4 protein-coding genes are annotated in these 8,984 nt (G+C 38.9%); all 4 read right to left on the bottom strand.

Translation table 11 applies throughout. The features are described 5' to 3' along the window. A partial coding sequence (locus AB1422_12940) for an Ig-like domain-containing protein (GenBank protein MEW6620218.1) occupies positions 1–5,301 on the bottom strand: 5,301 nt, incomplete at its 3' end. Positions 5,302–5,373: 72 nt separating this feature from the next. Further along, positions 5,374–6,024: an N-acetylmuramoyl-L-alanine amidase gene (locus AB1422_12935; GenBank protein ID MEW6620217.1), complete on the bottom strand. Its 651-nt coding sequence runs from the start codon at positions 6,022–6,024 to the stop codon at positions 5,374–5,376. Positions 6,025–6,026: 2 nt separating this feature from the next. Further along, positions 6,027–6,935 carry a hypothetical protein gene (locus tag AB1422_12930; GenBank protein ID MEW6620216.1) on the bottom strand — a complete coding sequence of 303 codons (909 nt, stop codon included), beginning with the start codon at positions 6,933–6,935 and terminating at the stop codon, positions 6,027–6,029. 125 nt (positions 6,936–7,060) lie between these two features. Continuing rightward, the gene (locus tag AB1422_12925; protein MEW6620215.1) at positions 7,061–8,146 is read right to left on the bottom strand and encodes a helix-hairpin-helix domain-containing protein; all 1,086 of its coding nucleotides are present in this window, start codon (positions 8,144–8,146) and stop codon (positions 7,061–7,063) included. Positions 8,147–8,984 lie beyond the last annotated feature (838 nt).

Below are 8,984 nucleotides of genomic sequence, written 5' to 3'. Positions count from 1 at the left end.
ACAATCTCTCCCTTTCGCACTCACGGTTATTGTCCCGCATCCTGGCTGTGTATCTGCGGTAAATACGGCGATGAATCTGCCAAGATAATCACTTATGGTCGTTGTTATTGTTGGATTGGTCCCAAAGCCGATATAGATTAACTCACTTGCCGCAAATCCATCACCTCTAACGGTTACTGCTGTTCCAATAGTGCCCTGCTGTGGACTGACAGCGGTTATCCTACCCAGCATCCTGAACCAGCTGTATGCCACGCAATCCTTCCCCTTCGCACTAACGGTTATTGTGCCACAACCTGGCTGGGTGTCTGCGGTAAATACAGCAGTGAACCGACCCAGTCCATCACTTAAGATTACCGCTATCGTCGGGTTAGTCCCAAAGTCGATATAGATTAACTCACTTGCCGCAAATCCATCACCTCTAACGGTTACTGCTGTTCCAATAGTGCCTTGCTGTGGACTGACAGCGGTTATCCTGCCCAGCATCCTGAACCAGCTGTAGGCCACACAATCTTTTCCTTTCGCACTGACGGTTATTGTGCCACATCCTGGCTGGGTATCGGCAGTAAATACTGCCCAGAACCTGCCGGCATTATCACTTGAGGCTACTGCTATCGTCGGATTAGTCCCAAAATCTATCTCTATCCGCTCATTGGCTGCAAAGCCATCACCCATAACCTCTATCCGTGTCCCAACTGTGCCTTGCTGGGGACTTACATAAGTTATCCGACCAATCATTCGGAACCAGCTATATGCCACACAATCTTTGCCTTTGGCACTAATGGTGATTGTGCCACATCCTGGCTGGGTATCCGCTGTAAATACTGCCCAGAACCTGCCGACATTATCACTCCAGGTTACTGCTATGGTAGGGTTAGTCCCAAAGTCAATGTATATCAGCTCACTTGCACCAAATCCATCACCCATAACCTCTATCCGTGGGCCAACGGTGCCTTGTTGGGGACTGACCAAAGTTATCCGACCAATCATTCGGAACCAGCTGTATGCCACACAATCTTTACCTCTGGCACTGACGGTTATTGTGCCACATCCCGGCTGGGTATCGGCAGTAAATACTGTCCAGAACCTGCCGGCATTATCACTTGAGGTTACTGTTATCGTAGGGTTAGTCCCAAAGTCTATCTCTATCCGCTCATTGGCAGCAAATCCATCACCCATAACCTCTATCCGTGTCCCAACTGTGCCTTGCTGCGGACTGACCAAAGTTATCCGACCAAATATTTTAAACCAGGTGAAGTCAGTGTAATCTTTACCTCTCGCAGTAACAGTAATGGTACCTCCTGGTTGGGTATCTACAGTAAAGGTAGCCGTAAAACTACCTGCCTGGTTTATTTGCACAACCCCAATAGACCGTGTAGTGCCAAAGTCAATACGGACTTCTTCTGTGGCAAGATAGCCTTCACCTTTCAGTGTAACCTCTGTTCCAATAGTGCCTGAGGTAGGATTAACTGATGTTATCTTAGGATTTATTACCTGTAGGGAAATAGTTGCTTTATTGATATTAGAGACATTATCCTCAGCAGTGATAACCAAATCCTTTATTCCAACTGAGACAGAGTCTGGTATTGTAGTTTTATAAGTATAAACTCCATCATTGGCTATTTCATCCCCGTATGTTCCATCGTCAAACATCAGTTGATTGGCTGAGCCATCAATAGGAGTAAGGTTAATTGTAACAGATTTTACTCCACTAAATTCATCAGTTACTTGGGCAGTAAATTTTACTTGTTCACCTATACTTACAGTATCTGGTGTAACTTGTGGGTTAGTTATAATTGGAGGTGCATTATCAATTTTAATAGTTACCCTCTCCACATTACTATCTTCCCCATCAGTAGCCGTTAACCTTATGGTATAAATCCCATCTAAAAGCCCGCTGGTATCCCAGACAGCTAAGGTGCCATTGGTCACAGGGGTAGTAGAAGTAATAATTTCTACCCAACTATCCGGTGCCGGACATTCTCCATACTCAAGGGTATATGAAACTAACTTTGACAGGATGGTTCCGCCATCCACACTTACATTATCCTCTGCTGTGCCTTTGATTATTACTTCTCCTCTTACTTGTTGATTTGAAATAGGTGAAGTTATGTTAGCTACTGGAAAGGCTGAATTGTCAGATAAATAATCCGCTACATAGATATCTAAATTCCCTTCTTTGTCTGAGGTTACTAACAGTTTAGTCCCATCTGGAAACCAGGTAACAGTTTCATTTGCATGAGATGGAAAAAGATAAGACATACTTGCTACCTGTGGGCCTTCAGTTATTACCTCTTGAACATTATTAATTATCCAGGTATTAAGTTTTCCATTATTACCTCTTTCTGAAGCTAACGCAAATCTCTCTCCATCAGGTGAAAATCCACATCCCATATCCTCTGATGAATCATTAGTTAATTGAGCTAAAATAGGTTCTGCATTGTAGATAACATCTAACACATTCTTAACTACATAGACATCCGAATTATTAAGATTTCTTTTGGAAGTATAAGCAATCATAGCTCCATCAGGTGACCACATTGGTTTTGAATCATCACCAATTTCATCGGTCACTTGTTTTACTATAGCAGTAGTAGCATCACCTGAAATTATATCCTGGACATTCGTTACTACAAAAATATGTTTCTTTTCTCCTGTAGTATGATTAAAAGCTATCATTTTACCATCAGGTGACCATTTTGGAGAATCACAACCCTGTCCACCCACATCTAATGGAACTAATTCAGGTGAATTTCCTTGTATAACTTTATTTAAATTCTTCAATACCCAGATGTCATCATTCCCACTTCTATTAGAGACAAAAGCAAGCATATCTCCACCAGGAGAACAATCAGGAGAATAATTATTATATGAGTCTTCCATAATACCTATTAAATTACTTCCATCAGAATTCATTCCATAAATATCCCCTGTTCCATTACGGTCAGTATAAAAGATTATTGTAGACTCATCCGGTGAATAACTGGGGGTACTATCAATAGCTGGATTAACAGTTAATGGAATAGGTGATGGAACCTGAACTATAAGTGGGGGATTCAGAGTATTAGGAAGCTGTGGGCTGCTTTCATTACCAGCATTGTCTACAGCAGTTATAGTGTATATGTAGGTTTTGCCACTGACTACATTGGTATCCTGATAAAATGGAATAGTAACACTTCCTATTTTGGTATCATCTCTATAGATATTGTATTTAGCTATATCAGTTTCTGGATTAGGCGTCCAACTTAAGCGTACAATTCCATATCCTGCTTCGAAATTTAAATCTGTTGGAGTAATTGGAGGAACATCAAAACCTGAAGTATAGGATTTATAATAGATTTCCCAATCTTCCTCACGATTGTCATCCCAAACTATATGTACATCATTATTATCTGAAATTATTTGAGGTGAATAGCCAGTACTTAACTTTATAGCATCTTCCCATGTAACTCCGTTATCCATACTTTTTATATAATAAATATAACTTTCTTCATCCTCATAACTTTTATAAGCTAGATAAATATCACCTGTAGATGTATCTGTTATGACAGAGTCGTCATAATTTCCTGAATCTTTCAGGATTACATTATTTTTCCAACTATTTCCACCATCTGTACTCATTGTATAATATATTGCCCACTGCCGGTGATATTCTATAAAATAGTCTTGTATCCAAACCACATGAATATTATTACCATTTATAGCCATATCATGTGTCCACATGTCTCCTTTGTAACTGGCTAACATTACTCTAGAACCCCAACTCTGTCCTCCGTCAATACTTTTCATATAACAAATTGCGTGATTAGGATAGAAAAAATCATTCCAGAGCACATGAACAACATTATCTTTTGCAATAACCACGGGATCATGTCCATAGCTAACATTAGGCAATCGTGTCTCAGAGTTCCAACTGAATCCGTTATCAGTACTTCTTCTATAATAAAGTTGAGAAGCACCATCTCGATCATCCTCCCAGATTATATGAACATTTCCATTATCTATGTCAATAGTAGGGGCTTCACATTCTTTTGGAGTATTAGTTAATTTTTTCTCAGGTTCCCATGTATTCCCACCATCGGTACTTCTCTTATAATAAATTTCAGTCTTCCAATTTCCATCTCTATCTTCACTCCAGACAAGATGAATATTATTATTCTCTACAACAATACGAGGATCTCTAAGAGGAATCGCAGGCATAGGGGTGTCTGGGAAATTAGTCAATTCTTCATCAGCTTCCCACGTATTTCCACCATCCATACTTTTCTTGTAATAAATTTCCCAACTTCCAGTACGCTTATCAATCCAGACAACATGGACGTTTTTATCCTCTACAGCAATTGCAGGATATTGGGAGTAACCTGATGTATTAGTCAATCTTATATCCTCACTCCAACATCTCTGAATAGTGGTAAATGTCCAATTATAATTCTGTACTAACGAAACGTTATTTGCACTTTTTGCTATAGTAGTAATTGTTACTCTATAAGTTGTATTCATCTTTAATTTATCGCTTAAATCAAAAGTTACGACAGTATCATTATCACTCCAAGTTGGATTTATTAATCTGATATCCATAGGGGAAATGGAGAAGGCCGCTACTGTATCAGCTTTATTCATAGGAAGACTGAAGGTGACAACGATTTTTGTGTCTACTGGGACATTTTGAGCTTCATCAACTGGAGCTGTACTTACAATTGTAGGTGGAGAAGTTGGAGGGGGACCTATCATAAAACTCCATGGTAAAGTCCAGGTACTAATTCTATCTGAATGAGAAGTATACACCTTCCAGTAGTAGGTTGTATTAGTAGAAAGGTCAAGATTGGGAGTATATGATGAAGTTGTAATAGTAGCGTTAATCACAGGATTAGTAAAGGTAGTGGATGTGGCTACCTGTATTGTGTATTTTGAGGTATAGGGTGAATCACTCCAATCAAAGGTTGGTCTTGGTGTATTGAGTGTAGCTCCATCCTGTGGAGAGAGTACGGTTATCAAATATGGAGCTGAAGTCTGAAGATATTCCTCAGTTACTGCAATGTAATATTCTACTCCAGATAAGGTTACTGCTGAGGCTGGAATAGTTGCTGACCACGTAGTCTCTGCCCCTTTAACCATAGGCACTTTTGTAAATGTGTGGGTCCCTCCGGGTGAAGTTCGATAGCATAAAGTAACTGTAGCAAAGTCTATCACTTCAGCCGTAATAGTTATTGCTTGATTTACATTGGCTGTAGTTACAGGTGTATGAACTACTGGATGAGACTTGTCATAATAATCTAAAATACCAAGTAGAATAGCATAGGACATGTACTCCTCACGATCACAATGGTCATTCTCATTGTAATCAATAAATTCATTGTTAGAAGTGACTAATTTGTTCTATTCGGTACGGCAACTAATGAATGAAGCCTCTGTTAATTCACCTACCATTGTGATATGATGTAAAACATACACCCCATTTTTACCCCATTTTCGGGCTAATGTTCCATCATTACTTTTGTACTTACCTATGCGAAGTAGAGAATCCAACTCATTAACCGTATATACAGCTAACTCATGATTTTTAGTACCATTTGTGCTACATGTACCAGGAGAGGGGTCATAATTTGTCTGGGTATAATTACTCTCGGTGTTACTAACCCCATTGTGATGGACAGAGATAAACATATCGACTGCTGGTGTACCAGTTGGAGTCCCATTGGCTACTGTAACTCTTCTATGATAAGAGGTATATACATCTTCTATCCTTGTCAATCTTACTTCAGTGGCATCTGTTTCCTTCAAGAGGAGCCATAGGCATTTGCTACAATCAAGAACGAGATCCTTTTCATCAGGCCATGCAGAGCCATTATAGCCACCTGCACCTAAATTATAGTTTACCCCTTGAGGGACATCTGCTTTCGTCCCACCATGTCCAGGGTCGATACAAAATCTCTTGCCTGTTAGAAGACCAGCAAATAGAGATGATGGAGGACTAAATAGAAGCAGAAAACCTATTATAAAAATAACCCTTAGTTTTGGATTTGTCATTATTATTCTTCAACCTCCTTAACACCTAATATTAAGACAAAATAATTTCCATCATATTCTCGTCTATATAAAATCTTACTTGCATCAGGAGACCAGACAGGAGATACCTCAATTCCCGTCTTACCAGGGGTCTTAGTTAATTGAATCTTACCAGTACCTTTGGCATTCATCACATAAATCTCCGAACCCACCAAATCTCCTAGGTCTCCTTCAATCTCCATATCACTATATGCAACTTTAATACTATCTGGTGCCCAAACAAACTCTCCATCATGATAAAAACGGGTTAAAATAGTCCCATTAACATCAATGATATAACTGTAAGCACCAGGGGCATTATAATAAATTTTTTGTCCATCTGGCGACCATTGAATCATACTCGAATACATTTTAGTTGGGAATATAATTTCTTTACCCGTAGTCAAATTCTTTATTTTCCCTAATCTATATGGTGAAGCCTCCCAATACTTATGTGACTTGTCATGAGACAGTTCAATAATTTTAGTTCCATCTGGTGAGGAAAGAGAATAAAGTGGACTTCCGGATACTTGCTTGCCAATCCAATTAGGGAGTGCATTCTTAGAGAGTGTCCCCTTATTCTTCCCATCAGCATCCATTATCCATGTTTCACCTCTACCTGATATTACAATCTTCTTACCATCAGGAGAAAATTGAATTGATTCAACCCCTCCATCTGTAGTCAACTGAACAATTTTTTCCACCTTTATCTTTTCTGCACTTATACCCCATAGAGGACTTTTTTTCTCTTCTTCCTTCTGCTCTGGCGCGGGAGTGCTTTTATCTACTTCTTCCCTTACAATCTCTTTAGGCTCTTCTTCCATAGCATAAACCCAAGTAAAAGCTCCTACTATTAACCCGATCATCAAACCACTTAATGCTTTTTTACTCATCTTACCTCAACCTCCTCGTAAAAGTAATTTTTGTGTAGTTATAGTGTAGCATAGACACTAAATAATTTGTCAAATGGGAAAAAGAAACTTCTCTGTACATCTAAGCCTTCTCTAAAATAGCGTCCTTAATCTTCCCGATAATACTTCATCTTCTCAGTTTCCCTATCGAAAATTACAGTAACCCTTCTTATCACTTTATCTACTATACCAGTAGCTGTAATTTTAAAATTACGAGATTTTGGAGTAAAATAATCTTGCTCCAACTGTTTATATTCTTCCTGCATTTTTTTACCTTCAGGTGTATCTTTATCTTTATAGATGTCATATTTATTCTTTACCTCATCGACATTCATTAGTGCCTTAAAATTTGGGAAAGGACACTCATTCTCATCATATTTCCACTCCCTTTGATCCCGATAATCCACAATTCCCTGAGCTAATTCTTTATCCAGGAATGGTAGACATTCTAATACTTCTACCTCAGCGGTGTTAAAATTAACCATACCGGTAGAGTAGACGGTAACATATCTACTGATTCCAAAATCCAACTCTCCATCCATATCATCATTAGGAAAAGAGGCATCTCCATCGTTCTCATTAGGATCTAAAATGCCATTATTATTCATATCCTCACCATAAAGTATTTCTGAAGTGACCTCTCTGACTAAGAGTAATTCTTCTATTGATTGAAAAGGGTTATTTTTACAGTGGTAGCTCTTACCAATACTTTGATAATACTTATCCTCCGCTCCACAGTATTCTTCCTTATCATCTACATCACGCCAGTCAATCAAGCAGGAGACTATTCCCTCATTCACATTCAACCCGCGCAATTTCTCCAGAACAGTTCTGGTGCCACAATTCAGATTAATCTTCCGTTCCTCATCACTTATCTGACAGATAAACCTTCCTTTTCCTAATCCCACCTCTTTTTTTAGATTCCACTCTTCATTAAGGCTGTCGTATTCATTAGCATCCTTTTTCAATTCTGCCATAGCATGATTAATCCCTGCTTTAGCTAAATATAATGCCCTTAATGAATCGACCTGAAATCTGGTCAATTTTACCTCTACCCTCATTCGATGTGCAAAAGAGATAGCCAATAGGGTTAAGATAGCTAATATCCAGAGAGTAACAATCAGTACTGCACCTTTTAACTGATAGGAAATTGCTTTTTGAGTGTTTTGGGTATTATAGCCATTTGTGCCCATTGTGAGGATATTTTACCACAAATTTTATCCTTGTGTCAACAAAAAATTCGGCTCTTTTGAAAAAAATCCAAAAATTAGTATCGAAAATCTGCTCGATTAGGACAAAATCATAAAAATTTTCCACCTGTGCGGTTAGATTAACCTTCCTCACATCTTTTAAAACCACGAAGGACACGAAGAATTATAAACCAAATCGTAACTATTCAGCCACAGATGGATACGGATGAAACACTGAAAATTCGTAAATCGTGTCCGTTTTCCGTGTCCGTAATTAGGCTGAAGGCTGAAGGGTTCTCTCCTTCTAACTTTTATTTTCTATCCTTCTTGATTCTCTGCCAGTGGAGGAAATTTCCACCCCTAACCCCCGCCAGCGGGGAACACCCGCCTCTGACTTCTGTCTTTTGACCTTTGTATTTATCCGTGCTAATCCGTGTTAATCAGTGGCTGAATAGTTACTTATAGTTTTAAACGATAGACGATAAACGAAATGTAACTATTCAGAGGTATGAAGATTTGCCACAGAGACACAGAGACACAGAGCATTTTATAAGATATACCTTTTGATGCCATCTTTTAACAAGAGGAATTTGCTTATATACTTCTATCGCACATCCGAGGATTTTCTCTGGTTATCTCATTGAAATCTTTCATCTTAAACATCTCTGTGTCTTTGTGCCTCTGTGGCTGAATAGTTACAACGAAATTTATCGCATCACTCCCAATTTACCTGTTTTTGAACTTTTATCATCTCTGATGAAATAGATGTAGATTTCACTGGCAACCTTTTCACCAGCTGAATTCCGACAATTCCACTCCACAACCCCATTTACTCCAGAAT

The sequence above is a fragment of the bacterium genome (assembly GCA_040757115.1).
In the GTDB taxonomy this organism is placed as follows: domain Bacteria; phylum UBA9089; class CG2-30-40-21; order CG2-30-40-21; family SBAY01; genus JBFLXS01.
The sequence above is the reverse complement of the archived record's forward strand: the minus strand, read 5'-3'. Positions and strand labels throughout refer to the sequence as shown.